Below are 25,596 nucleotides of genomic sequence, written 5' to 3'. Positions count from 1 at the left end.
TTAGCACCTCATTAATCAACAAATTCAAATTCATAATCGAGCAATCTCACCGTATCGCCATCTTTGGCTCCTCGTTTTCTAAGCTCTTCATCGACACCCATGCCGCGCATTTGACGAGCAAATCGATTGATGGATTGATCACGTGAGAAGTCCGTTTTTCTAAAGACTGATTCGATTTTTTCACCATAGAGCACATAGGCTCCGTCATCAGCTCTTGAAATTTTAAACGGTGCTTCTTCTTTCTCGTATTTATAGATTACTCTTTCTTCAATTTCCTCAATTTCTTCGGTATCCTGTTTAGGAAGTTCATCAAGTTTATCAGCTACCGCATATAGAAGTTCATCAATCCCTGTTCGAGTCGCTGTTGAAATAGGGTAGATCGTAATGTCTTCGTCTGCTTTCTGTTTAAACGCTTCTAAATACTTATCAGCTTCAGGTAAATCCATTTTATTTGCCACAATAATTTGCGGACGTCGAGTTAATCGTTCATCGTAAGAAGACAGTTCATTGTTTATTGTTACATAGTCTTCATATGGGTCACGTCCTTCTAATCCGGACATATCAATTACATGCAGAAGGAGACGTGTCCTTTCCACATGTCGTAAAAATTGATGTCCTAACCCTACACCCTCATGCGCACCTTCGATTAAGCCCGGGAGGTCGGCCATGACAAAACTGCGGTGATCTTGACTTTCTACTACACCTAAGTTAGGGGATAATGTAGTAAAATGGTAATCGGCAATTTTAGGTTTTGCAGCGGTCACAGTTGAAAGAAATGTTGATTTACCTACACTAGGGAAACCCACAAGACCAACATCTGCTAACAGCTTAAGCTCTACCTGAACATCTAACTCCTCGCCAGGTTCTCCATTTTCTGCGATTTCTGGAGCTGGATTTCTAGCAGTGGCAAATCGAGCATTTCCACGTCCGCCTCTACCTCCTTTAGCAATTATAGCTTGCTGTCTATGCTCAGTTAAATCAGCAAGTACTCTTCCTGTTTCAGTATCTTTCACTGTTGTACCTGGAGGCACACTTACAATTAGTGGGGAAGCATTTTTACCATGCTGCTTCTGGTTCATTCCATTTTCCCCGCGTTTCGCTTTAAAATGATGCTGGTAGCGAAAATCCATCAACGTATTCAGACCTTCATCTACTTCAAATATAACATCGCCGCCATTCCCACCGTCGCCTCCGGCGGGTCCCCCCATAGGAACATATTTCTCACGTCGATAGGCAACGAGTCCATTTCCTCCATCGCCGCCTTTTACAAATACTTTAACCTGATCGACAAACATATTTTCCACCTCTTTACTCTAGCTTACAGTTAATTTTCAGTTCATGATGGTGGTCGACAAAAACAGTCATTCCTTCATCATTTGTGAGTTTATCAGCTAAATCTGCTGTATCTTTAAATTCACCAGTCCAGCTCCAATTTATTTCAAACTTTTCTTTAGTTTTTAAAAAATGAATGAACCCTTCATAGAGTTCATCAGATGAGCTATGTTCATTCAAAACCGTTATGACCTTCTCAGCATAAGCTGTTAGTTGATCGTCATGACTTGATAAATCAACATCCCCGTCCAGCAGATATGTGAGTTGATAGTGACTATGACTCCAATTAAATGTAAGCAGCCAAAGCGTGAAATTCTCTGCTCCACTATTCAATAACCGTCTCTCATGCTCAGACTGTTCGATAATTTGATAAAGTTGCTCTTTCACACGCTCCATTTTATCCATAGAAGCATACCCTTGTAGTAGTTGGATTTGATTCATCCAGTCATGACGCTTATGCCTTAAGATATGAAGGATCTCTTTAATTTCCACAACAACCAGCTCCCCTTAGCTTGCCATACTAACAAAAGTATAGCAAAATTGGCGGGAAACTGAAATGAGTGTTAAATAAATAAGCCGCGCATATGCAATGGCATAGCGCGGCTTACATTTTTGTATGACTATCATACGTAAAATATTACGCTTCCTGAGCTACAGGATAAACGCTAACTTTTTTACGGTTACGACCATAACGTTCGAACTTAACAACACCGTCTACTTTAGCAAACAAAGTGTCGTCTCCTCCGCGTCCAACGTTCTCGCCAGGATACACTTTGGTACCGCGTTGACGATAAAGGATAGATCCGCCTGTGACAGATTGACCGTCGGCACGCTTAGCTCCAAGACGCTTAGACTCAGAATCACGGCCGTTCTTCGTACTACTTACACCTTTTTTAGAGGCAAAAAACTGAAGATCTAGACGTAGCATGTGTCCCACCTCCTTACATGTTAGTAATTTTTATATATTCGTGATATTCATTCTCGATGGATTGTAAGGAAACCAGCATTCCTTCAAGAAGCAATCGGGCATTTATTAAAGCTTCCTGCTCTAGGTGAAGCGGGAGTTTGACTTGTAAATATCCTCCTTCACCGCCTTGAGTAATGACAGGTTCAATATCACAAAGGCTTATGATGGCATTCACAGCTCCGAATGAAACCGCTGAAACCGCAGCACATACTAAGTCATAACCATAAGGTCCACTTTCTGCATGTCCTGAAATTTCAAATCCACTTAAATGACCTTGTGAGCGATACATCGATACGTTAATCATCGTCTCGCTTACGCCTTGATGCTTTCAACAACAAGCTTTGTATACGGTTGACGGTGACCTTGTTTGCGTTTGTAGTTCTTCTTCGGCTTATATTTAAAAACAGTCAGCTTCTTCTGACGACCTTGTTTTTCAACTTTAGCCGTAACGGAAGCACCGTCTACGAATGGAACACCAACTTTAGTGTCATCTCCACCCACGAAAAGAACTTTGTCAAAAGTTACTGTCTCGCCAGCTTCTACGTTTACTTTCTCTACGTAGATCTCCTGACCTTCTTGAACTTTAATTTGCTTACCACCAGTTTCAATAATTGCGTACATACTTGCACCTCCTCAATTTACTCAGACTCGCCATCCAGGTACCGTCTCCGGTTTAGTAAACCTGTTCTGTGCGGTTGTAGCATGGAGTGCTACTTGAATAACATAATGATGTTACCACAGATCAAAACAGTTTGTCAACATTATACCCGCGCCTGTGCGCCGCTTCTCGTATAATGTCAAGCGACCCTTCAAGCTCAATTTGCCAGCCAGTTAAATGATCATTCTGTCTAACAAACAGCTCCTGTGGAATTTTACTAGAAATCGGCTCTAAAAGCAATTGTTTTTTCAGGTTATACAGGTCAGGACTTACTGATACGAGAACGGCTTCCTGGTGTTCCTGACTCATTAAATAACGCTCTAAACGGTACCATAGGGTAGGAAGATTATATTTTGTCTCAGGTAGTTGAAGCAACTGAGCATGTACACTTGGCAGCTGCCGGGTACGAGTCATTTCAACTAAGCCCAGTTTTGTCATTCCATGTACTTTACAAGTAATAGGGTCTTTTTTTATTTCTTGTCGCAGCCATTGGAGTAGCTCTTGATTATGTGCTGAACTTTTCATGGAAATAAAATCGATCAAGATCATTCCTGATTCATTACGCAGTCTAACTTGTTTAGCAATTTCAGAAGCAGCACGCTTATTGACTTTAAGAGGATCATCACTGGACAAGCTCCTGTCCATATATCTATGACTATTTACGTCCACTACTGTCATCGCCTCGGTTTTATCAAAAACGAGTTGAACCCCTTCATCCGTTGTAATTGTTCTCTTCGTTAATAGATCCTGAAGTTCATTAATTGAATGATTTGTATACTGCGCCATATTCTTGCGCCATTTAATTTTATTTTCCATGTAAGGGAAACGTTTCTTTAAAAACTGGCTAATCTCACTGTCGTCAACAACAACCTCATCACTGCCATTAGCATATTTACGTATTAGTTGATTAAGAAGAACATCATCCCTCCACATTACCCCGGGTTTTTTACGATCGTTTAAGGAGTTCCATTCACTTTTTAACCTTTTCAGTTCTCCTTTTATCAAAGAAAGGTCTGTATCCGCTGCATTTGTACGTAGGATCGCCCCTTCGCCTTCCTCGAGGAAGTTACTTACTTGTTCCTTCAAGTGAGCAGCCTGATGCTTTTCTATCTTTCTGGATACGGAGACTTTCTTGCCATACGGTTGATAAATAGTGAACAAGCCTGGCAGGGTAAGATCTGCTGTTACTTGTGCTCCTTTGCTGTCGATCGGTTCTTTGGTCACTTGAACGTAAAGGCTTTGGCCTTCAGTTATCGAATTCTCTATTGTCTTTCTGCCCCAGGGAATTAATTCTTTCTTTAAAAAAGCTTGTCTTGATTCCCCAATATCAACAAACGCAGCCTGCATGCTTTTGTGAATTGTTTTAACGGTCCCTTTAAAAATAGAACCCGAAAGCTGAGAGGCCTCCGGGCGTGTCGCCATGTATTCGATTAATTGACCATTATCAATAACAAGCCCGACCTTTTCGCTAGTTTTTGTATGTATAGCTATTGTTCTCAATAGTAAGTCATCCTCTTCACTTTGGATAATCAGCAATGTCTTTTAAGCAAAGCTTTGCTTGACTTTTCCTTAGAAAATAATAGAGACATTCCTGTTCATCTACTATATATAAACCTTCGCCCTGTTTCAACACATAATAATGATGACGATTAGATCTTATGTTTTTAATAGCAGCGTAAATTGTCGTTTTAGGGTGAACGTTTAAATATTTTACTTTCATATTAGAAACGTCTCGTTCTAAGCAATGTACAATATACCGCATAAATACGTACATTTGACGCTTCCACTCTAATATATTTTCTAAAAGTAAAAAACCTGCAAGTAATGTTCCAGCTAACGTCATTCTTTCACTTGTCATCAACCATACTAGACAAATCAATAAGCTGGTCATTGAGATGAAAAGCGACAGCCTTAAACTTTGCTTAAAGCTCATACGCTGACATAATGCATAAAATAATAACTTTCCCCCATCTAAAGGCCATACAGGTATAAGATTAAGCAGTAAGATAATGCTATTGTAAGTAAAGGCAACGGAAAGCAAGGGGTGTGGACCAATAATTACTGTAAGAACTTGAAGAAGAATAAATATCCAGACATGCTGAAGTGGTCCTGCCAGTGTCACATTCACCTGTTCCTTTACGGGACGAGTCGTGTGTTCTTCACTCACAACCTTACCTCCAAGAAGCCAAAACTCAATATGAGAAACACGCCAGCCATAAGCACGGGCAGTGATATAATGTCCCATCTCATGGATGGCCACAATGCTAAAAAGAATAATAAATTCGTAAATAGCGCCCGTTAACATAGCAGATAAAGCCAGCAGAAAGAAAAGTGGGTGAACGTGAATAGACTGATTGATTCTAAGAGCCTTCATCGACTTTTATCACTTCAATCGGGTCTAAGTATTGCTTGTCTTTCTCAACAGCAAAGAAAAATTCATTTTCTTCTTTATTATCCAGTGTGCCGATTGTTTCCTGGGAAGGGATATGCTCATATAAATGCACATCAATGGTCGAGAGATATCCATAGATTGTGTTTGAGTCATCTTCGTGCTGGATAATGATAGTCTTATCTGTTTCTGGGTCGTTTCCAGCAAAAATAACAGTTCCCCCTTTTACCGCTTTCACTTGTTCTCCCTGGTCCGTACTCATAATGACTCCGCGTCCATGAAGTTCAAATGGCTGAGTGACTACGCCATTTACTGGTAATGCGGTCTCTTCAGTACTCTCACTATTATTAGATTCTACCAGCTGTAATGCTCCTCCAAAACGATCACTATACCAGGCGGTTACTTTAGCAAATGGAAATTCTTCCTGCAACTGAGACGACACCCATTGTCTTGGCTTTTCAGCAATAGCTATAGACGATTGCTCACTTACCAAAACAGCTACAAAAAATAAAATAGAAGCAAAAGCTTGTACACGAATAATTGATGACGTTTTCTTAGAATTGCTGTTCAATTTTTCAGTGACTACTAGTGGAGGATATCCATGCATTTCTTCATCTTGAGGAGCAGAAAACACGGGGCTCTTCTTATGGTGGACTGAATGAATGACTTTCTTCCGTTTTCGATCTGCAATATTTTTTCTCACATTATCAATGTTCTTCCTCAATTTAACCCCTTCTCTCTTCGCCCGTTTTTACTAATCTATGGTGAGAGAGTAAAGATTATGATTAGGCTTAGGGAAGAATGAAAAGACAAAAAAACTGCGAACTCAGTTCGCAGCAAAGTTAAGCACGCATCCCGAAAAACTTCTTCACTTTTGCTAAAAGACCCAGGTCTTCTTCTAATTTTAATAGAGGAACTGACTCCCCTAAAATTCTTCTAGCTATATTACGATAGGCAAGTGAAGCTTTTGTATCTGGTGTAAAAGCCACAGGTTCCCCATTATTAGCCCCTTTGATTACAGCATCGTCATCGACTACAATCCCTAACAAATCGATTGATAAAATGTTGACGATTTCATCAACATCCATCATTTCACCTGATTTCATCATATGATTCCTAATTCGGTTAATCACTAATTTAGGTGGCTCAAGATCTTCTTGTTCTAACAAGCCGATAATACGATCGGCATCTCTCACACTGGACTTCTCAGGCGTAGTAACTACTACAGCCTTGTCTGCTCCAGCAACAGCATTTTTATATCCTTGTTCTATACCTGCCGGGCAGTCGATCACCACATAATCGTATTCTTTTTTTAGCTCATCAATAATCTGCTTAACAGCTTCAGGTGTCACTGAAGTTTTGTCAGAAGTTTGGGCAGCAGGCAATAAGTGAAGACAATCAAATCGTTTATCAGTAATGAGCGCCTGTTTTGTTTTACAGCGTTCTTCCACAACATCCACGATGTCATAAATTATCCGGTTCTCAAGCCCCATAACTACATCTAGATTGCGCAGTCCTATATCCGTATCCACGAGACACACCTTTTTATTTTGTAATGCTAAGGCTGTACCTAAATTCGCTGTTGTGGTCGTTTTACCTACGCCACCCTTTCCAGATGTAATAACGATGGCTTCACCCATTAAGCATTCTCCTTTCAAAACTCACTAAATCAGGCTTCTGTTTCAGGACGTCCTGAAGGGGAGCAATCCTAATAGCCTCATTCTGTTTATCTACAAATCCACATTCAATATATAGACCATCCGAATCTTGATCAGGAGCTCTTGAGATTTGATCTGCAATTCTCAGTTGATTAGGCTTCATATAAGAAGCTGCAATCACAGCTTCTTCGTTACCCTGAGAGCCGGCATGAGCGATACCTCGCAAATGACCTAATATAAAGATGTTTCCAGAAGCAATAGCCTTTCCTCCTGGATTTATATCACCCAATAATAGCAAGTCACCCTTCACTTCAATCACTTGCCCAGAGCGAATAGTTTTTGTTATTGGCGTAACTTCTGTATTCTCTTTCCATGATAATGCTTCATCTTTCGTTATAACATTAGATTCGATTTGATCAACAACCAACTTTTGCTTCTCTCGAACAATCTTTCTTAACGTTTCTTGCTGGTCTTTGGTTAAGAATCGATTTCCTAATTGAATGGTAACTCGGATCATCGGTTGATTGTCATCAATACCACTAACAGAAAGTTTCTCTTCTAAATCTTGTAAGATAGACTCATAGGAACATTGATCATTTAACTGAAGAGTCAGACCATCTCTAGTCCCTTTTATAGTCACCACTTGACTATTAGCCGACATAAGGCTTCACCTCAAACTCTGCACATTTATACATCATTACGCACTCTGCCAGCGATCTGACCATTGTTCTACTCGATTTTTCAACAAAGGATATAGCAATAAGAAAAAGATAGCATTCGCTAAGACAGTAGGGAGAAGTCGTAAAGTTATATAGTCCCCCCAAGCCATGCTTGTAACTTCGACAAACGAGTAAATCACATATAAAATCGCATCTGCTAAAGCTACGCCGAAAATTGCCAACAGCAAGGAAGCAGTAAAATTAGCATGAAACCACTTCTTAAGACCATGGGTAACGTAGGCTACACTAGCGTACGTTACCATGTAAACACCTAATACTCCCGTATATACCACATCAATAAGCAGGCCGAATAGAAGGCCGTACCATACACAGTGGTATGTTTCATCTTTATCAAAGAATATAGCAATTAGCATAATTAAACATAAAACCCAGTGAGGAGTAACCAGCAGTTCTGAATATACAATTCTCGCGGGTAAGAGGCTCATTGCCATGCCTTGCAGAACAAGCAGTATGACGAGGAATATGGATATCCAAAACCTAATCATTGGTCATCGCCTTCTTCTTGCTCTTCTTCACTAACAGTCTGCATATCTCGATTTACTACCATTACATGACTAATGTCAAACAAATCTGCAAAGGGTTCTACATAAGCCGTCTTCGTTAATCCTGAACGATCATTTTGTACTTCGTCTACAGTTCCAATCCGTAAATCACTTGGAAAGACCCCTCCGAGCCCAGTAGACATTACCACATCGCCTTCTTCCAACTCCTCATCTAGATTAATTCCTTCAAGCAGTAATCTGCCGCTTTCACTATCATATCCTTCGATTAATCCAAATGCGTTGTCTTCATCTTCTCTTACAACCCAGGAAGAAATTTTATTAGATTCATCAAATCCACTAAGAAGCTGGACATTGGAATGGAAAGCTCCAGCAGATTGTATTTTACCTACCATACCTTCACTTGTAATGACCGCCATATCTTTCTCTACACCATGCTCTTCTCCTTTATTAATCGTCATTTGTTCAAACCAACGATCGGAACTGCGGGCAATAACCGTTCCTTGAATAGGTGTATAATCACTCATTGATTCTGTTTTTTCTAATGTAGCTCGTAGATCACGGTTGTCCTTGATTAATTGCTGATTCTCTTGAATAAGACCTTTGTATTCATCTAACCGGGTTTTCAATACTTCATTTTGTTCATATACATTTAACATGTTCTGTATATTTTGATATGCATTATCTACTAGTTGTACAGGTGAATGGAAGACAGTTTGCACCCACCCTACAGAATCTTGAAGAAACTTTTCTGGCACGGATAACTCACTGCGCTCCCTCGTAGAATAACCAATAAGGGTTACTAAAATAATAAATCCAATTAATACGGTCATAAGTCCTTTTCTTCGAAACAAAGAGGGCATACAAAAGACTCCTTAATCCGTTTTCGGTCGGGTGGCAACGTTAGGTTGAGACTTGAAGTGCTGAATATATTCGAGTGATTTTCCAGTCCCAATAGCTACACAATCAAGAGGTTCATCCGCAATGAATACCGGCATGTTCGTTTCTTCACTTATAACACGATCAAGATGTTTCAGAAGTGCTCCACCGCCGTTAAGCACTATGCCTCGTTCCATAATATCTGCTGAAAGCTCTGGAGGTGTCTTCTCTAATGTATTTTTGACCGTTTCCACAATAGAATCAACGGTATCTTTTAACGCTCGAACGATTTCTTCCGCATGGATCTCAATTGTTTTTGGGAGACCACTAAGAAGGTCACGCCCACGTATTTCCATTGTTTCATTCACGTCTATCTTTCCAGCACCGCCGACTTCAAATTTGATCTCTTCAGCAGTTCGCTCACCAATCATCAAGTTATACTGCTTACGTACGTGTTGAATGATTGCATCATCCATCTCGTCGCCTGCCACTCGAATCGATTGGCTAGTGACAATTCCCCCTAGTGAAATAATTGCTACTTCAGTTGTTCCTCCACCAACATCAACAACCATACTTCCTGTAGGCTCCCACACAGGTAAACCGGCTCCAATGGCTGCTGCAAAAGGTTCGGCAATGGGAAAAGCTTCTTTTGCCCCTGCCTGCTTAGTTGCATCAATAACAGCTCTTTCCTCGACCATCGTAATACCTGAAGGTACACACACCATAACATTAGGTTTGCTTGCAAAAGAGGAACGATTGCGTAAAGCCTGCTTAATGTAATATTTCATCATTTGTGCTGTTGTGTCATAGTCTGCAATGACCCCATCTTTCATAGGACGAATAACGGATATGTAGTTCGGGGTACGCCCAATCATGTTTCTTGCATCATTACCCACTGCTTCAATATCACCTGTTTGGTTGTTTTTAGCTACCACAGACGGCTCTCTTAGAATAACACCTTTATTTCTTAAAAATACTAGTGTATTTGCTGTTCCTAAATCGATCCCTAAATCTTGCGAAAAACCAAATAGACCCAATAATATCTTCCTTTCTCCTACACATTCATGTTGAATTCAATAGTCAATATATCATGAGAAGAAGCGCCATATTATAAGATAAGCCTTATAAATGGCGCTTGATTTTTTTCATCTATTCAATTATACGAAAAATAATAAAAAATAGATAGTGTTATAGATATCCTTTTTCTTTGAGAGAAATGAATTTCCGATCACCGATAACTAAGTGATCAAGCAATTCAATCCCTATCATTTTACCGCACTCACTTAATCTTTGCGTAACTTGAATATCTTCTTGTGATGGAGAAGGGTCCCCCGAGGGGTGGTTATGGGCACATATAATCGAAGCGGCGGAACGTTTCACCGCTTCTTTGAAAACTTCGCGAGGGTGTACAATCGATGCATTCAGACTGCCTATAAAAACTGTTTGCCGGTGCAGCACTTGATTCTTCGTATTTAGAAAAAGGCACACGAAGTGTTCTTGTTTTAAATCTCTCATTTCTTCCATTACAAAATCTGCTCCATCCTCTGGGCTACGAATTACATACTTTTCTACAGGCTTCATTTGCTGCAGTCTTTTTCCAAATTCAATTGCCGAAAGCAACAAAACAGCCTTGGCAGCACCTATTCCCTTAATCGCAGTTAACTCCTCAATCGTCGCATCTTTTAATAGCATAATTCCCTCAAAATGAATAAGAATATGCTGAGCCAGTGAAGTAACCGACTCTTTTTTTGATCCACTTCCAAGAAGAATTGCTAAGAGTTCTTGATTGGATAAATTGTGCGCGCCATATTTCACTAAACGTTCCCTGGGCCGATCTTCTTTTGGGACATCTCGAATCATTATACTTGTTGGAGACATTGATGATTCGCTTCCTTCCTGTTAAATTCCTCAATCATTTAATAGAGGTATTAACAGTTTATTAAAAATCTGAGGTTTCAGAGAGCACAGACTTTTTTATAATAAGAGTTAGTAATTAAATAATAAAGCATTTCTTTATAGGAAATTTTTTTGTTTTACATGTTTTCATTACGATATAAAACAAAAATAGTTAGTTTTTTAAAGATTCTAGTGAATGAGCTATATACAGCCAGCTCATCCCATTTTCCGTATCGCTCACCCACGCTTGGAGAGCCTTTTCAAACTGCTCATTTCCCGCACTTGAATTTTCCCATCCGCTTAGCAACTTCTCCCGCTCTTCAATCGGAACAGTGTGTAACGTATGATTCTGCAAATGAGAAAGCAAGTTCTCTATTGCAGATAGCTGCGACTCAGGTATTTCTAATGGTCCTCCAGATACTTCCCACGATTTCCGATATGTAGGAATGTCTTCTGCTGCCAACTCATCAGCTACCTGGGCTATATTTGATTCAGCATCTTCGCTTCCAGATAATAGAAAGAATTGTTCATCCTTCTTCCATACCATCGATGGAACCGACTGTTCTTCTAACTTTCCTTTCCATTCTTCCGCTGTCTCCTTATTCGTAAAAACTCCGCTCTGAACTACTTCTGATTCAAGGCTTGGCATATCTATCTGTACTATTTCGGCAGTTGTACTTTGGACTTGTCCCCCTGACATACTTTCCACTGGTGGAGATGTCTCTTCAGTTACCGATACAAATAGTTTCAATAAAATAAAACCAAGTGCAAAACTCACGATTATAGCTGTTATCACCGATAAACTTACGCGTTTAAAAGAATAAGGAGTTAACCTTTTACGGAATGAAGGTAATTTATATACTTTGGAGTATGAGTCGAGTTTGCCCGACTGTTTTAATTCTTTCACATCCGCAGCAGCTTGTTCTTTTTTTGCTTGTACTATTTCCTGTTCAGTCTCTTTATTTTTATTATAGGAAATAACTATTTTATTATTTTTTTCAGCCAATGGTCGCTTCCCCTCCTTTACTTTTATACAACGTACCACAGCTTATAGGAAAAGGACGTTGAAATTTGTCAGTAGCCCTTCGACAATTATTCCACAAAAAAAGACTTGCATTACAAGTCTTTCAGGATGGAAATCCTACAAGGGAAAATTAATAACAAATAGCTTAAAAGAAACGATTGAGATACCAATCTATAAGAAAAGATCCATGAAAAATGGCGGCTGCTCCTCCAACTGCAATGTAAGGACCAAATGGTACAGGACTCTTCCTTGATATCACCTTAAAAAAGATCAGGATTAAATTTACAATGGCGCCAACAGAAATAGCGAGAAAGAAAGTTAGTAACAGCAGTTCTGTTCCTAATGCTAATCCTATAACTCCAAGCAACTTCATATCTCCGCCTCCCATCCCCCCTTTGCTGATCGCTATAATAACAGCTGTCGCAATTAGTCCTGTCAGTGCTCCCGATAATGAGCCCCACCACGGAACAGTTGGATAAAAGAAGCGGTAAACTATGAATAATACGGTGAAGAATAACAATACCTTATCAGGGATTACCATATACCGTAAATCACTTACTATAATAATGTGGAACATGGACAATACCAATAAAGCGAGGAAAAGAGAAGGGTGAAACCCGAAAACCCAGTAACTATAAGAAAAGCTTAAGCCACTGAATAGTTCCATAAGAGGATAAAGAGGTGAAATTTTTTGCAGGCAATGGAGGCAGCGTCCTTTTTGAAGAAGATAAGAAAAGATCGGTAAAAGCTCATACCAGCATAGTGCTTGGTGACAATTTGGACAATAAGACCGTTCTTGTTTGAAAAGTTCTCTTTTGGGAACTCTCAAACCAACAACATTATAAAAAGATCCAAAAATCAAACCAATTAAAAAAATATATAACGACATAAAAATTGACATGTTTCACCCCTCATTGTATAGATGAACATCACCCGATCAAGATACTTATCCTGAATGGAGTTATTCATCTTTTTAGTTTTACGACGAATATTTGCCCCCTTAATCGTCGGAAAATCTTCTAAAAGATCCTTAATATTCAAAACATAAACTCCATTTCTTTGAAAGTACAGCTGAATGCTGTCATTCAGCTGTTTGCTTTATTCTTTCATAACTTGCGACACGGTTTCTCCCTCTTTGCTTAGCACCAACGTACATCGCGCGATCGGCATGACGAGTTAGTTCTAATAAATCCTCACAATTCTCAGGGTAAGAAGCAACCCCGATGCTAGCCGAGATAAAAACTTCAACAGATTCCCCAGTTTGTAAGATGTGATCGTGAATAATAAAAGGAGAACTTGTTATCATTACTTTTATTTCTTCTGCTACATTTAAGGCTTCTGAGCTCGAATAATCGGGAAGCAAGATAACAAACTCTTCGCCCCCATACCGTGCAACTATCCCTCTAGGACCGATTATAGTTTCTAGACGGTTAGCTAATTCGCAGAGAATTTCATTTCCTGCTTCATGACCGAAGTCATCGTTTACGAGTTTAAAATGATCAATATCTAATAGGATCTGGGAAACGGGACGGTGTTTCTCTTCCGTTCTCCACTCTTCTGAAATCAATTGTAAATAGTTTTCAAAGTAACGGTAATTGTATAAGGAGGTTAGCGGACAGCGTTCACTTTCATTTTTTGTTCTTTCATAATGCCTTGCATTTTCAATAGCTACAGCTAGATAACTGCCGAGGATATTTAATATCATATACTGATACTTAAAAAAGGCACGAGGCTGAGTCGAATACATTGTGATAATACCAACTGTTTTGTTCTGGCGGGTAATTGGAATAGACATAACGCTCTCTACATTCTCCGGTGTGTGAGTATTCTCTAAATGCTTCCATTTTTTTCGCGTGTGATAATGCTTTCCTTTTCCGTATTTCCATGTATCAATACTTATACTCTTCTGTTCCACTAAATTAAGTTCAGGAAGTTCCACATTATCTATACGATCAAAAAAGCGTATTAAAGTCATTGTATGATCAGTCTTCACATCAAATATGTATAAATAGTCTAAAGGGAGTAAAGAGGTGACTCTTTTTACAAAAACATCCAGAACCTCCTCTACACCTAGCTTTCCTGTTAGTTCATGACCAATGTCACCTGTTTTTTGAAGGTATTGGTTGACTTGGCTCGTTTTATGAAATTGCCTTAACATAATGGAGATAAGCAAAAAAGGAAAACCAATCAAGTAAATTGAAGAAAGTCCAATTTCTGTATAAACGTAATACAGCATTAATCCTGCAGGTGCCACTAGCGCAGTAGTAAGAAGCTCCCATTTAACACCTTGATCGACCCACTTTACTTTTCTTTTATACAGATAGCGGCCAATTAATTGAAGTAAAATCTGGTTAACAACTATCTGTGTTATAGCATAAGCCACAACAGCAACTGCCCCTGATTGAAGGGCTTGCTCCCCATGACTTCCGCCAAGGGAGTGAAAAACGCCCGCTGTAATTAAGGAAATAATAAGAAACATCAGCATGTTTAAAGGAATGCGAAAGAAATTTGTCTTACCTACTCTTAGCTTGATCATTAGAAAAATGAGAGATACTTGGATAACAAGTATTTCAACAAACAGCCCAAAATATAAAAAAAGCGGCAAAGCTGACTCCATTTGTTAGAAAAACAGGGTGGTCACCCATTAATAATGGAAATATGGCAACGATGGAAGCAAGAATAATAAATCCTATAATATCTATTTTATAATTAAAAATCGGAAAGGAAGTGTTTGCAAAAACCACATATAAAATAAACGGCCAAACAGCAAGCCAAATTCCATATATGGTGAGCTTCTTTTTCGTTGATATCAATAGAGCTTCACTCCTTCTCTTTTTATCAAATTAGAAATTTCAAACAATTATAATAATAACACAATACTTCTTTCTATTCAAAATATTTCCTGATTTCGGAAATAAAATAAAGCGAACCAGAGATAACTAGGACATCCTCCCCTGTTAACTTTCCCATAATTTGTTGTAAAGCTTCTTCTTGTTGCTCTATTACATAACTAGGATTAATCGACGAAATATCTGCCATATCCTTTGCTTTCACAGCTTTTGGAAATTCAAAATTTGTAAACCAGGCTTCTTTCACAATGGGTTTAAATTGATTTAACATTTGTTCAATTGGTTTATCTAGAACTGCTCCATAAAGTAGGTATATCGACTTATCAGAGTAGTGAGCCTTTAATGTTTCAACTAAAGCTTCCGTGCCTTCTTTATTGTGAGCCCCATCTAATATAACGATTGGATTTTTTTGAACAATTTCAAATCTTGCTGGCCAAGTTGTAGAATGAATCGCATCAGCATAAAAATCTTGCTGCACTAAATATCCCATTTTTCTCAACTGTTCCATTGCCGCCAATGCTAATCCTGCATTGTATATTTGATGGATCCCTTTCATTCTAGTAGCCATTAACGGTGAAGAATAGTCTTCGATCTTAAAATAAAAAGATTCTCCGTCTGAGGTATGAGACACATGCTCAAGAAAAAAATCTTCTCCCTCTACTGATAAAGGAGCTCTCTGCTTATCTGCCTCTTCTTTTATCACTTGTAAAGCCTCTTCTTCTTTTACACAAGTAAACACAGGGCGGGATACCTTAATAATCCCGGCTTTTTGATAAGCAATCTCTTTATAGGTCTCTCCTAATATCGCAGTGTGATCTTTTCCGATATTCGTGATGATAGAGAGGATTGGATCAATAATATTTGTTGAATCATATCTTCCGCCTAAACCTGTTTCAAAAAGGGCAAAGTCCACATTTTTTTGCTGGAAAAATAGTACGGACATGACAGTAATAACTTCGAATTCAGTAGGCTCGCCTATTTCTGTTTTACATAGCTCATCCACCAAAGGTTTGACTAACTCTACTAAATCAATGAGTTCGTAATCTGATACAGGCAGCCCGTTAATACTCATTCTCTCATTAAACCGTATAATATATGGAGAGGTGAATGTACCCACTGTGTAACCTTGAGCTTGCAGGAGATTTCTTAAGAAAGATACAGTGGAACCTTTACCGTTCGTACCTGCTACATGAATAGTATTTAGACTTTTTTCAGGGTTTTGCAGCCTTTCTAACATCCATTTCATGCGAACTAGTCCAGGTTTTACTTTAAATTTTTCTCTTGTATGTATCCATTCTAATGCTTCAACGTACTTCATCTATTTAACTCCCCATTTCATAAAAGAGGAGAGTATTCTACTAAGAATACCCTCCATCTCTATTTTAAGCTTTTAATTCTTTCATACGTGCTTCTACCTTAGCACGTTTATCTAAATAATCACTTTCTTTCTTACGTTCCTCTTCAACCACATGCTCTGGAGCTTTACTAACAAATCCTTCGTTAGATAATTTTTTCTGAACTCGAGAGACTTCCTTATCCCACTTTTCCCACTCTTTTTCTAAACGCTTGATTTCGTCATCGATGTTAATGAGTCCAGCAAGTGGCAAGTACAATTCAGCACCGGTTACAACAGCAGACATCGCTTTTTCAGGTGCTTGAAGATCCGTACTTATAGCTAACTCGCTGGGATTACAGAAACGCTCTAGATAACTGCGATTCTTCTCAAGCTCAGCTACGACTTTATCGTCCTTTGCTTGAATCATGAGCTGGATCTCTTTAGACATTGGTGTGTCTACTTCTGCTCGAATGTTTCGAACCGAACGAATAATAGAGACCAGGCGTTCCATCTCCTCCACAGCTTTCTCGTTGTGGAAATCATCATTTACTTTTGGCCATGATGCCTGAGTGATGGACTCCCCTTCATGAGGTAAATGCTGCCAGATTTCTTCAGTAATAAACGGCATAAATGGATGAAGCATTCTCATCGTTTGATCCAAAACGTAAGCCAAGATTGAGCGAGTTGTATGGATTCTCTGTTTGTCTTCCCCGTATAGTGGAAGTTTCGCCATTTCGATATACCAGTCACAAAACTCATCCCAAATAAAGTTATATAAATGGCGGCCAGCTTCTCCAAATTCATAGCGATCGATGTTTTTCGTTACTTGCTCTACGGTTTGATTCAAACGAGTTAATATCCACTCATCAGCAACTGACTTTTCACCAGTTAAATCAATGTCTTCATACTTAATATCTCCCATGTTCATAAGGGCAAAGCGTGAAGCGTTCCAAATCTTATTTGCAAAGTTCCAAGTAGATTCAACTTTCTCCCATTGAAAACGCAAATCCTGCCCCGGAGAAGACCCCGTTGATAAGAAATAACGAAGAGAGTCTGCACCATACTTCTCGATTACATCCATTGGGTCCACACCGTTACCTAGAGATTTACTCATTTTTCTTCCTTCTGCATCTCTTACTAGCCCGTGAATTAAGACATCTTCAAAAGGACGACGATTAGTGAATTCAATAGATTGAAAAATCATTCGGCTTACCCAGAAGAAAATGATATCATAACCAGTTACAAGGACATTAGTAGGAAAGTATCTTTGAAAATCTTCATTAGCTTCGTCCGGCCAGCCCATTGTTGAGAATGGCCATAATGCTGAAGAGAACCATGTATCAAGTACGTCTTCATCCTGTTCCCAATTCTCTTCATCTGCAGGGGCTTCTTTACCTACATAAATCTCACCTGTTTCTTTATGATACCAGGCAGGAATACGGTGGCCCCACCAAAGCTGACGAGAGATACACCAGTCACGAATATTTCCCATCCAGTTTAAATATGTTTTCTCAAATCGATCAGGTACGAAGTTAACCTTATCATCTGAAGATTGTAAGTCAACAGCCTGCTTTGCTAGAGGTTCCATATTTACAAACCATTGAGTGGATAAATAGGGCTCTACTACTGCCCCACTGCGCTCGGAGTGTCCGACAGAATGAACATGTTCTTCAATCTCAAATAGAACATTGCTTTCCTGTAGATCTTCTACAATTTGAGTCCTGCACTCGAAGCGATCCATTCCTTTATATTTACCTGCATTTTCGTTCATCGTTCCATCTTCATTCATTACGAGCACACGTTCCAAGTCATGACGGTTTCCGATTTCAAAGTCATTTGGATCATGAGCGGGTGTGATTTTCACTGCACCAGAACCAAAATCCATGTCGACATAATCGTCGGCCACGATTTCAATTTCACGACCAATAATAGGCAATATGGCTTTTTTGCCAATCAAATGCTTATACCTTTCATCTTTAGGGTGGACAGCTACAGCTGTATCCCCAAGCATGGTCTCTGGACGAGTAGTTGCAACTTCGATAGCACCGTCCTCATTCTTAAGAGGGTAACGCATATGATAAAAAGCACCTTGCACATCTTTGTATTCAACCTCGATATCAGAAAGTGCTGTTTTGGTAGAAGGATCCCAGTTGATAATGTATTCTCCACGGTAAATAAGATCGCGCTCATATAATTTTACGAAAACCTCTTTTACTGCTTCAGATAATCCTTTATCCAACGTAAACCTTTCACGCGAATAGTCTAATCCTAAACCAAGTTTTTCCCATTGGGTGCGGATAAACTGAGCATACTCTTTCTTCCATTCCCAAGATTTCTCTAAAAACGCTTCACGGCCTAAATCATAACGCGATGTTCCTTGCTCCTTTAATTTAGCCTCTACTTTAGCCTGAGTAGCAATTCCTGCATGATCCATTCCCGGCAGCCAAAGAACGTCATAACCTTGCATACGCTTTACACGAGTTAAAATATCCTGCAGCGTTGTATCCCATGCATGACCTAAGTGTAATTTGCCTGTTACATTTGGAGGAGGAATCACTACCGTATAAGGTTCTTTTCCCTTATCTCCAGTTGCTTCAAAAAACTTTCCATCTACCCAATATTGATAACGATTTTGCTCGACGGCTGAAGGATCATATTTTGTCGGCATTGATAATTCTTTATGTTCCATTTATTATCCTCCTTCATTTCTGTAAATATAAAAAAATCCTTTTCATCCTAAAAAGGACGAAAAGGATTACTTTTCCGTGGTACCACCTTTATTTGCAAAAAATTATTTGCACACTCATAACAGATAACGGCTTCTAACCGGCTTCCTCTACTATTTTTTCAAAGAAGCTGCATCCTGGGCGACATTCCATAAATCCAATTCCTAGAAGACTCTCACCAGCTGTCTTCCTCTCTGAAGGTTTGATTAATGTACTCTTCCCAATCAAGGCATTTCACATATAGTCATTAATATTCATATTGTATATAGAATATATGTATGAAGTCAACTATTTCTAAAAATAAATTGAAAGGAGGGAAAATAATGAGCCGCATGTATCGTTATCGTCTCCCCCCATGGTGCCGCCACTGGTTATATGTGATTGAAAAAGCAACTATGCCTATATGTGTATATCAGCTTATCCGTACTTTAATATTCCCCACTACAATAGATGTTTTTTTACTTGGATTATGCATAGGTCTGCACTTAGCTTTCCGTTTTAAATGGATTTAATTCGGAATATAAACAATTTGACCTGGCTCTACTTCTTCTTCAACTTGATTCACCTTTTCTAATTGCTTAACGGGGACTTCATACCGTTCAGCAATCATCTCAATCGTTTCGTCTTCCTGCACAATATACATTTTCATTTGTGAGTACGTTTCATCTCTGTTTGGAAATAGGTGCTGAAAAATTTGCTTAAATCCATTAACGGATGGGGAGGGTGCATCTTGCTCAAATTCTGCTGACTCCACCTCTTCGTAAGATTCAGCACCTTCTTCTTGATCAATATATTCTTCGTTTTCTTCTAATTCTTCTGCCATTTGAGGTTTGAAAAAATCTGAGAATGATTGAGTGTGTTCTTTTCGACCGCTTTCTTCTTGCTCTTCATCCGATTCCTCTCTAAATTCTTCTCCTGCAGGAGCTTCCTGTTCTTCATTTTTGTATTGTACCGGCCCTATGGTAATAACATTATGGTCTGCTTCGAAAGAATCTGTACTTCGTGCTTGAAGGATGCCGTTCATACTCAACTGAGCATGAAGCGTTAAATTATTGGGCTCAGGCAGTTCGTAATCAAAGCTTTCGATATCTATTACCACTTCCTCTAAATTCGTGACGCGATCTTTTGAGACGGTAATTTCGACAGGAAATGAATGGGTGAATTCAGAAATCCCTTCTTCTTCTCCATTATCCACATCTAGCACTCTCCCCACCGGAGGCGTATCTGCATGCCTATAAGGCTCCACCTTTTCATCAGCCATGTATTCTCCAAATAACTCTACCGAACCATGAAGCCTGACCTCATCACCTAAATCAGCAATCGATACATTGGGTTCAAGCGAAATGCCAATTAATTCACTGACGCCCTGTCCTTCCTTAAACCAAAGTGATTCATCTAAATAAAAAGAAAACTCCTGATTTTTTTGCATTACAATGTCCCCTCCCTAGTTAATCAACAAAGTCATCTATTACCACTTTATGCATCAACTTTGATGATATACGTAAGAAGAGAATTTCATAGAAAAAGTCATAGTAATGAACTAAAGAAAGGGTTCTTAGCCGTTTATGTGAAAAAGAGAAAGTGAAGGAGCAATCGCTGATGACGGCTGCCTGCCGGATTGCCCTACGTCTAGCAAGGTGAACTAGATGTTAGGGTCTTTATCTGATCACCGAGCGTGGATTTCAGTGGAAACTTGGGCGCTCGTCCGCTGAAAGGGGAGGCTTATCGCTCCTGACGGGCAAGTAAAAAAGCTTGCAGAAAACAGGGGGGGGTCTCCACAAGCTGAAGACATAGTCATGGACTATGTCTTTATTATCATTATAAGGTTTTAAATACCGCTTCAACCGCTTCAATAGTTCGTTCGATATCATCTTTTGTATGAGCAACAGATAAAAATAAACCTTCAAATTGAGATGGCGGTAAAAAGATCCCTTGCTCAATCATCCCTCTATAATATTTAGCAAACCGATGCAAATCCGATTGGTTAGCAGTTTCAAAATTTTCTACGGGGCCATCCGTGAAGAAAACGCCAACCATTGAACCTGCTCGATTAATGGTTAAGGGAATATCATATTTCTCAGCTGCGACTTTAAAGCCTTCTACAAGACGATCCACATTTTCATTAATCTTTTTATAAGCAGATTCGTCCATAGCTTTAAGCGTTTCATAACCTGCAGTCATTGCTAATGGGTTTCCAGAAAGGGTTCCAGCTTGATAAATATCACCTACAGGAGCCACTCGCTCCATAATCTCACGCTTACCTCCATAAGCTCCAACTGGCAGGCCCCCCCCAATTACTTTTCCTAAGCACGTCATATCCGGCGTAACGTCAAAGTGGCCTTGGGCACAATAATATCCCACTCTAAAGCCGGTCATCACTTCATCAAAAATCAACACCGTACCATTATCCTTCGTTAACTTACGCAGTTCTGTAAGAAATTCCTGGTTAGGAGGGACCACTCCCATATTTCCTGAAACAGGTTCGATGATGACAGCAGCTAAATCATCCCCAAATTCTTCAAAAACATAATTCACGCTTTCTAAATCGTTATATGGGACGGTAATCGTATTTTCAGCAATAGACTGAGGTACACCAGGCGAATCAGGAAGACCTAATGTAGCTACTCCAGATCCTGCTTTTATGAGTAGGGAATCACCATGACCATGATAGTTCCCTTCAAATTTAAGAATTTTATTCCTTCCTGTATACCCTCTGGCAACACGAAGAGCGCTCATCGTGGCTTCTGTTCCTGAATTCACCATACGAAGCATTTCTATAGAAGGTACACGGTCAATGACAAGGTTAGCTAAATCATTTTCCAAAGTTGTCGGTGCTCCAAAGCTCGTCCCCAGCTCTGCTGCTTTTTTCAAAGACTCGACTACACGGTCATCCGCATGACCAAGAATTAGAGGGCCCCAGCTCAACACATAGTCAATATATTCATTTCCATCAATATCAGTAATTTTTGAACCTTTGGCTTTTTCCATAAAAATAGGGTCCATGTCTACAGAGTTAAACGCACGCACAGGTGAATTTACTCCTCCCGGCATTAAATCTACGGCTTCTTTGTATGCTTCAATAGAACGATTAAAATTTCTCATAACTAACTATCATTCCCTTCCGTTACTGATCTAGATAATTGGCTGCATCCTTCGCAAAATAAGTAATGATTAAGTCCGCCCCTGCCCGTTTCATAGAAGTTAATTTTTCCATAACGATTTCTTCTTCATTCACCCATCCATTGGAAGCAGCAGCTTTAATCATAGAGTATTCTCCGCTTACATTGTAAGCAACAAGTGGAAGGTTAAACCGGTCTTTTACTTCACGCATAATGTCCAAATAAGACAAAGCAGGTTTTACAATCAGAAAATCGGCTCCTTCTTCGACATCAGACTCGGCTTCACGAATAGCTTCCAAACGGTTAGCTGGATCCATCTGATACGCTCGACGATCACCAAATTGAGGCGAACTGTGTGCCGCATCACGGAAGGGTCCGTAAAAGGCGGAAGCATATTTGACTGCATATGACATAACCGGGATGTGACTATAACCTGCTTTATCCAATCCCTTTCTAATAGCAGCTACAAATCCATCCATCATATTTGAAGGAGCAATAATATCGGCTCCAGCTTCTGCTTGACTAACAGCTGTCTTCGTAAGTAACTCCAATGACTCATCGTTTGCAATATCTCCATCACGCACAATTCCACAATGGCCATGATCAGTGTATTGACATAGACAGGTATCAGCTACCACTGTCAACGACGGATGAGCTTCTTTTATGTGACGAATGGCTTTTTGCACAATACCAGAATCGTGATAAGCTTCACTTCCTACCTCGTCTTTCTCCTTAGGTACACCAAACACAATTACGGAACGAATGCCTAACTGCTCTAATTCAGTCATTTCATTTGATAAGTAATCCAGGGAAACTTGATGTACACCAGGCATCGATTTTACAGCATTTTTGACGTTTTCCCCTTCCACAATAAAGATCGGATAAATTAAATCTTCTTTTTGTAGTTTCGTCTCCCGCACTAAAGAACGCATGGATTCAGTTCTTCTTAAGCGTCTGTGTCTCTTAAATTGTAAATCATTCATACTGTTAACCTTCTTTCGAAAAGTAATTCACCAATTGTTGAACCATTTCTTCTGCAATGAAGACATTAGGATAATATACCTTCTTAAACCCAAGTTTTACTGCTTCATCTGCTGTTGTAGAACCTATACAAAAACAAGGTATTGTTAGAGCAGTTTCTCTATTCTTTCCAACAGAATGAAGGAAAGCTTGCAAGGTCGAAGGACTAGTAAACGTAACTGCATCTAAAGAATTTAAGTGCTTACCAATAATGGCTGACTCTTTAATTAGTAGAGTATCATATACCGTCATCGATTGAAAAAGAATGCTGCGATTTTTAAATTCATTCAATAACGTATCCCGCGAACGATTCCCCCTTACGTATAAGATGGAGCCAGGCTCCTCATAGGAGTGAAAGAATTCTTCAGCCATCTTCTCTGCTTGAAATTCAGATGGAGTAAAATCTACTAGTAAATGATAACACTCAGCCGCTTTCTTCGTTTTTTCACCCACTACAGCAACTTGACAAGCAGCCGGGAAATTCTCCTTCATTTTTTGTAACCATTCGAAAAAAAACTTCACGCCATTGGAGCTTGTAAAAAACACCCATTTAAAGTCGTGAAGTTTAGATAAAATACGCTCATTTTCTTTAGATTCATGTAATTGAAATTCAATAAGAGGTACATGGAGAGGGCTGGCACCAGCTCTTTCTAACCTCTTAAGCAATCCACCCGCTTGAGAAGAAGGTCTTGTGACTAAGACCTTCTTGCCTTCTAAGGGGTTCATTATTGATCGTACTCCTCTTTAGCTCTCTCGACAATTTCAACAGCCCCTTGCTCCTTAAGAAGGTCAGCAGCTTGCTTTCCTACAGCAATTGGGTCCTTACCTTTTACCGTTTCTTGCAGAATAGCTGAACCATCCGGCTTACCTACTAGTGCAGTAAGTGTAATCTCATCACCTTTTAAATAAGCATAGCCTCCGATCGGAACTTGACAACCTCCATTTAAGTCATGAAGAAACTTACGCTCTGCAGCTACGGTAACGTCGGTATAGTCATGATTAATCTTCTTTAAATACTCTACAAGCTCAGTATCTTCCTCACGACATTGAATAGCTAAAGCCCCTTGACCTACAGCAGGAACACATACGTCCGGCTCTAAGTATTCTGTTACAAGGTCATCACTCCAGCCCATTCTTTTTAATCCAGCAGCAGCTAGTATAATCGCATCAAAATCTTCTTCTTTAAGTTTTCTTAGACGAGTATCTATATTTCCACGAATCCATTGGATTTCCAAGTCAGGGCGGAAAGCTTTAATTTGCGCTCCTCTACGTAAACTGCTTGTACCTACAATTGCGCCTTCTTTTAAGTCTTTCAACCCAATGTTTCCATTTGAAATAAAAGCGTCACGATGATCTTCACGTTCCGGCACGGAGGCCACCATTAATCCTTCAGCTACCACAGCAGGCATATCCTTCATACTGTGCACAGCCATATCGATTTCTTTATCGTACATCGCCTGTTCAATTTCTTTTATAAAAAGCCCTTTCCCGCCCACTTTAGAAAGTGTCACATCCAAGATGCGATCTCCTTTGGTCGAAATTCTTTTAATTTCGAAATCATAAGATGGGTCCACTTTTTTTAATTGTTCAATTACCCATTCTGTTTGAGTAATAGCTAGATTACTTTTACGCGATCCTATAACGATTTTACGCACTGAAAGTCCTCCTCAGAGATTAAAAATGAAAGTTTGATAATGAGCCAAATAAAAAGAAATTTATTAATAGAAATAGAAATGCTGCGCTATTAAAAATAGAAATTGCTCTTCCCTGATAGCCTCTTACCACTCTTAAAAATAGATAAATTCCATATACGATAAGAACTAGTATAGAACCTAATGTTTTCGAATCATACCAATAAAACGTATCTTCAGAGACATATCCCCACGTCACCCCTAAAATAAGGGCAATGAGAAGGAGCGGCATACCAGAAATCACAGCTATATAAGAGAAGTGATCGAGTCTCGTCAAGTCACCTAAACGAAACAGTTTGGCATTCCACTTCTTTTGTTTTAGTAATCGATATTGCAATAAATACAGCAGTGAGAAAATAAATGAGAGTGTGAAAAATCCATACGAGATAAGAGCGAGTGTAATATGCACGACTAACATTTCATGTACAAGTGCAACCCCCTGATCGTCCATTACACTTTGGGCTCTCGTTGATAAATGGATTAACATTACAAAAAAACCGAGTAAATTAGTAAAGAACACCAGGAAGTCCACTCTGAATAAACGGTTAATGATTAACGAAAACGTTACTAGAATCCAAGCGTAGAAAAAAAGTCCATCATAAATGTTCATAATAGGAAAATTCTCATTCACAAAAACTTGAACGAATAAAAAAAGGGATTGCAACCCCCAGACCAAACTAAGTAACCAGAAGGCAGCTTGGTTGGCCTTCCGGTTATTTTGAATAAAATCAATAAAATATCCAATTAAACTTAGACCATATAGCAATAGGACTAATTCATAAACCCATTTAAAATCAAACATGGCTGTCTCC

Annotated in this window: 27 protein-coding genes and 2 other annotated features; of the genes, 1 reads left to right on the top strand and 26 read right to left on the bottom strand. The window is 39.3% G+C overall.

Features of this window, described 5'->3' with window-relative positions; genetic code table 11:
* Window positions 1-11: 11 nt before the first annotated feature.
* The 20 genes from obgE to ACGTNH_RS08495 form a co-directional block, all read right to left on the bottom strand.
* A complete protein-coding gene (obgE, locus tag ACGTNH_RS08590; RefSeq protein WP_394586319.1) occupies window positions 12-1,295 on the bottom strand; it encodes a GTPase ObgE in 1,284 nt (427 codons plus the stop codon).
* 13 nt (window positions 1,296-1,308) lie between these two features.
* Window positions 1,309-1,824 carry a Spo0B domain-containing protein gene (locus ACGTNH_RS08585; RefSeq protein WP_394586318.1) on the bottom strand — a complete coding sequence of 172 codons (516 nt, stop codon included), beginning with the start codon at window positions 1,822-1,824 and terminating at the stop codon, window positions 1,309-1,311.
* A gap of 145 nt (window positions 1,825-1,969) precedes the next feature.
* Complete coding sequence (gene rpmA, locus ACGTNH_RS08580; RefSeq protein WP_079530402.1) at window positions 1,970-2,260, bottom strand: 50S ribosomal protein L27; 291 nt, start codon at window positions 2,258-2,260, stop codon at window positions 1,970-1,972.
* A gap of 13 nt (window positions 2,261-2,273) precedes the next feature.
* A complete protein-coding gene (locus tag ACGTNH_RS08575) occupies window positions 2,274-2,603 on the bottom strand; it encodes a ribosomal-processing cysteine protease Prp (protein WP_394586317.1) in 330 nt (109 codons plus the stop codon).
* Between the two features lie 8 nt (window positions 2,604-2,611).
* Entirely contained in the window at window positions 2,612-2,920 is a 309-nt protein-coding gene (rplU, locus tag ACGTNH_RS08570; protein ID WP_394586316.1) for a 50S ribosomal protein L21, read from the bottom strand.
* 13 nt (window positions 2,921-2,933) lie between these two features.
* Window positions 2,934-3,006 (bottom strand) — a sequence feature (ribosomal protein L21 leader region).
* 35 nt (window positions 3,007-3,041) lie between these two features.
* Window positions 3,042-4,457 (bottom strand): ribonuclease E/G, encoded by a 1,416-nt coding sequence (locus tag ACGTNH_RS08565; protein WP_394586315.1) that lies wholly within the window; start codon window positions 4,455-4,457, stop codon window positions 3,042-3,044.
* Window positions 4,458-4,473: 16 nt separating this feature from the next.
* Complete coding sequence (locus tag ACGTNH_RS08560; protein WP_394586314.1) at window positions 4,474-5,331, bottom strand: site-2 protease family protein; 858 nt, start codon at window positions 5,329-5,331, stop codon at window positions 4,474-4,476.
* Complete coding sequence (locus ACGTNH_RS08555) at window positions 5,318-6,070, bottom strand: peptidoglycan DD-metalloendopeptidase family protein (RefSeq protein ID WP_394586313.1); 753 nt, start codon at window positions 6,068-6,070, stop codon at window positions 5,318-5,320. The genes ACGTNH_RS08560 and ACGTNH_RS08555 overlap by 14 nt, the downstream gene beginning before the upstream one ends.
* A 118-nt stretch (window positions 6,071-6,188) precedes the next feature.
* A complete protein-coding gene (minD, locus tag ACGTNH_RS08550) occupies window positions 6,189-6,986 on the bottom strand; it encodes a septum site-determining protein MinD (protein ID WP_394586312.1) in 798 nt (265 codons plus the stop codon).
* Window positions 6,979-7,665: a septum site-determining protein MinC gene (minC, locus tag ACGTNH_RS08545; protein WP_394586311.1), complete on the bottom strand. Its 687-nt coding sequence runs from the start codon at window positions 7,663-7,665 to the stop codon at window positions 6,979-6,981. The genes minD and minC overlap by 8 nt, the downstream gene beginning before the upstream one ends.
* 36 nt (window positions 7,666-7,701) lie before the next feature.
* Window positions 7,702-8,229: a rod shape-determining protein MreD gene (gene mreD / locus ACGTNH_RS08540; RefSeq protein ID WP_394586310.1), complete on the bottom strand. Its 528-nt coding sequence runs from the start codon at window positions 8,227-8,229 to the stop codon at window positions 7,702-7,704.
* A complete protein-coding gene (mreC, locus tag ACGTNH_RS08535; protein ID WP_394586309.1) occupies window positions 8,226-9,107 on the bottom strand; it encodes a rod shape-determining protein MreC in 882 nt (293 codons plus the stop codon). The genes mreD and mreC overlap by 4 nt, the downstream gene beginning before the upstream one ends.
* Before the next feature lie 12 nt (window positions 9,108-9,119).
* Window positions 9,120-10,160, bottom strand: a complete 1,041-nt coding sequence (locus tag ACGTNH_RS08530) for a rod shape-determining protein (protein WP_394586308.1) — start codon at window positions 10,158-10,160, stop codon at window positions 9,120-9,122.
* Between the two features lie 151 nt (window positions 10,161-10,311).
* Window positions 10,312-11,001, bottom strand: coding sequence for a RadC family protein (radC, locus tag ACGTNH_RS08525; RefSeq protein ID WP_394586307.1), 690 nt, complete (start codon window positions 10,999-11,001; stop codon window positions 10,312-10,314).
* 190 nt (window positions 11,002-11,191) lie between these two features.
* Complete coding sequence (locus ACGTNH_RS08520) at window positions 11,192-12,025, bottom strand: hypothetical protein (RefSeq protein ID WP_394586306.1); 834 nt, start codon at window positions 12,023-12,025, stop codon at window positions 11,192-11,194.
* A gap of 163 nt (window positions 12,026-12,188) precedes the next feature.
* The gene (locus ACGTNH_RS08515; protein WP_394586305.1) at window positions 12,189-12,944 is read right to left on the bottom strand and encodes a prepilin peptidase; all 756 of its coding nucleotides are present in this window, start codon (window positions 12,942-12,944) and stop codon (window positions 12,189-12,191) included.
* Between the two features lie 180 nt (window positions 12,945-13,124).
* Entirely contained in the window at window positions 13,125-14,648 is a 1,524-nt protein-coding gene (locus ACGTNH_RS08510; protein WP_394586304.1) for a sensor domain-containing diguanylate cyclase, read from the bottom strand.
* A complete protein-coding gene (locus tag ACGTNH_RS08505) occupies window positions 14,614-14,856 on the bottom strand; it encodes a hypothetical protein (RefSeq protein WP_394586303.1) in 243 nt (80 codons plus the stop codon). Before ACGTNH_RS08505 ends, ACGTNH_RS08510 begins: the two co-directional genes overlap by 35 nt.
* Before the next feature lie 73 nt (window positions 14,857-14,929).
* Complete coding sequence (locus ACGTNH_RS08500) at window positions 14,930-16,210, bottom strand: bifunctional folylpolyglutamate synthase/dihydrofolate synthase (protein WP_394586302.1); 1,281 nt, start codon at window positions 16,208-16,210, stop codon at window positions 14,930-14,932.
* Window positions 16,211-16,274: 64 nt separating this feature from the next.
* The gene (locus ACGTNH_RS08495; RefSeq protein ID WP_394586301.1) at window positions 16,275-18,917 is read right to left on the bottom strand and encodes a valine--tRNA ligase; all 2,643 of its coding nucleotides are present in this window, start codon (window positions 18,915-18,917) and stop codon (window positions 16,275-16,277) included.
* A gap of 49 nt (window positions 18,918-18,966) precedes the next feature.
* Window positions 18,967-19,191, bottom strand: a binding site (T-box leader).
* Between the two features lie 86 nt (window positions 19,192-19,277).
* Here ACGTNH_RS08495 and ACGTNH_RS08490 point away from each other — a divergent pair.
* Complete coding sequence (locus ACGTNH_RS08490) at window positions 19,278-19,466, top strand: YszA family small membrane protein (RefSeq protein ID WP_188375555.1); 189 nt, start codon at window positions 19,278-19,280, stop codon at window positions 19,464-19,466.
* Here the strand turns inward: ACGTNH_RS08490 and ACGTNH_RS08485 are convergent.
* From ACGTNH_RS08485 to ACGTNH_RS08460, 6 genes are all read right to left on the bottom strand, one after another.
* Complete coding sequence (locus ACGTNH_RS08485; RefSeq protein ID WP_394586300.1) at window positions 19,463-20,383, bottom strand: LysM peptidoglycan-binding domain-containing protein; 921 nt, start codon at window positions 20,381-20,383, stop codon at window positions 19,463-19,465. The two genes, ACGTNH_RS08490 and ACGTNH_RS08485, sit on opposite strands and share 4 nt — an antisense overlap.
* A gap of 389 nt (window positions 20,384-20,772) precedes the next feature.
* Entirely contained in the window at window positions 20,773-22,056 is a 1,284-nt protein-coding gene (hemL, locus tag ACGTNH_RS08480) for a glutamate-1-semialdehyde 2,1-aminomutase (RefSeq protein WP_394586299.1), read from the bottom strand.
* 22 nt (window positions 22,057-22,078) lie between these two features.
* Window positions 22,079-23,056: a porphobilinogen synthase gene (gene hemB, locus ACGTNH_RS08475; protein WP_394586298.1), complete on the bottom strand. Its 978-nt coding sequence runs from the start codon at window positions 23,054-23,056 to the stop codon at window positions 22,079-22,081.
* A 4-nt stretch (window positions 23,057-23,060) separates the two neighbouring features.
* Window positions 23,061-23,819, bottom strand: a complete 759-nt coding sequence (locus ACGTNH_RS08470) for a uroporphyrinogen-III synthase (protein ID WP_394586297.1) — start codon at window positions 23,817-23,819, stop codon at window positions 23,061-23,063.
* Window positions 23,819-24,748, bottom strand: coding sequence for a hydroxymethylbilane synthase (gene hemC, locus ACGTNH_RS08465; protein ID WP_394586296.1), 930 nt, complete (start codon window positions 24,746-24,748; stop codon window positions 23,819-23,821). Before hemC ends, ACGTNH_RS08470 begins: the two co-directional genes overlap by 1 nt.
* Before the next feature lie 19 nt (window positions 24,749-24,767).
* On the bottom strand, window positions 24,768-25,586 hold the full coding sequence (locus tag ACGTNH_RS08460) for a cytochrome c biogenesis protein (RefSeq protein ID WP_394586295.1): 819 nt from the start codon (window positions 25,584-25,586) through the stop codon (window positions 24,768-24,770).
* Between the last annotated feature and the right edge of the window lie 10 nt (window positions 25,587-25,596).

Origin of the sequence: Halobacillus sp. B23F22_1 (assembly GCF_043497005.1) — a bacterium.
GTDB lineage: Bacteria > Bacillota > Bacilli > Bacillales > Halobacillaceae > Halobacillus_A.
The sequence above is the reverse complement of the archived record's forward strand: the minus strand, read 5'-3'. Positions and strand labels throughout refer to the sequence as shown.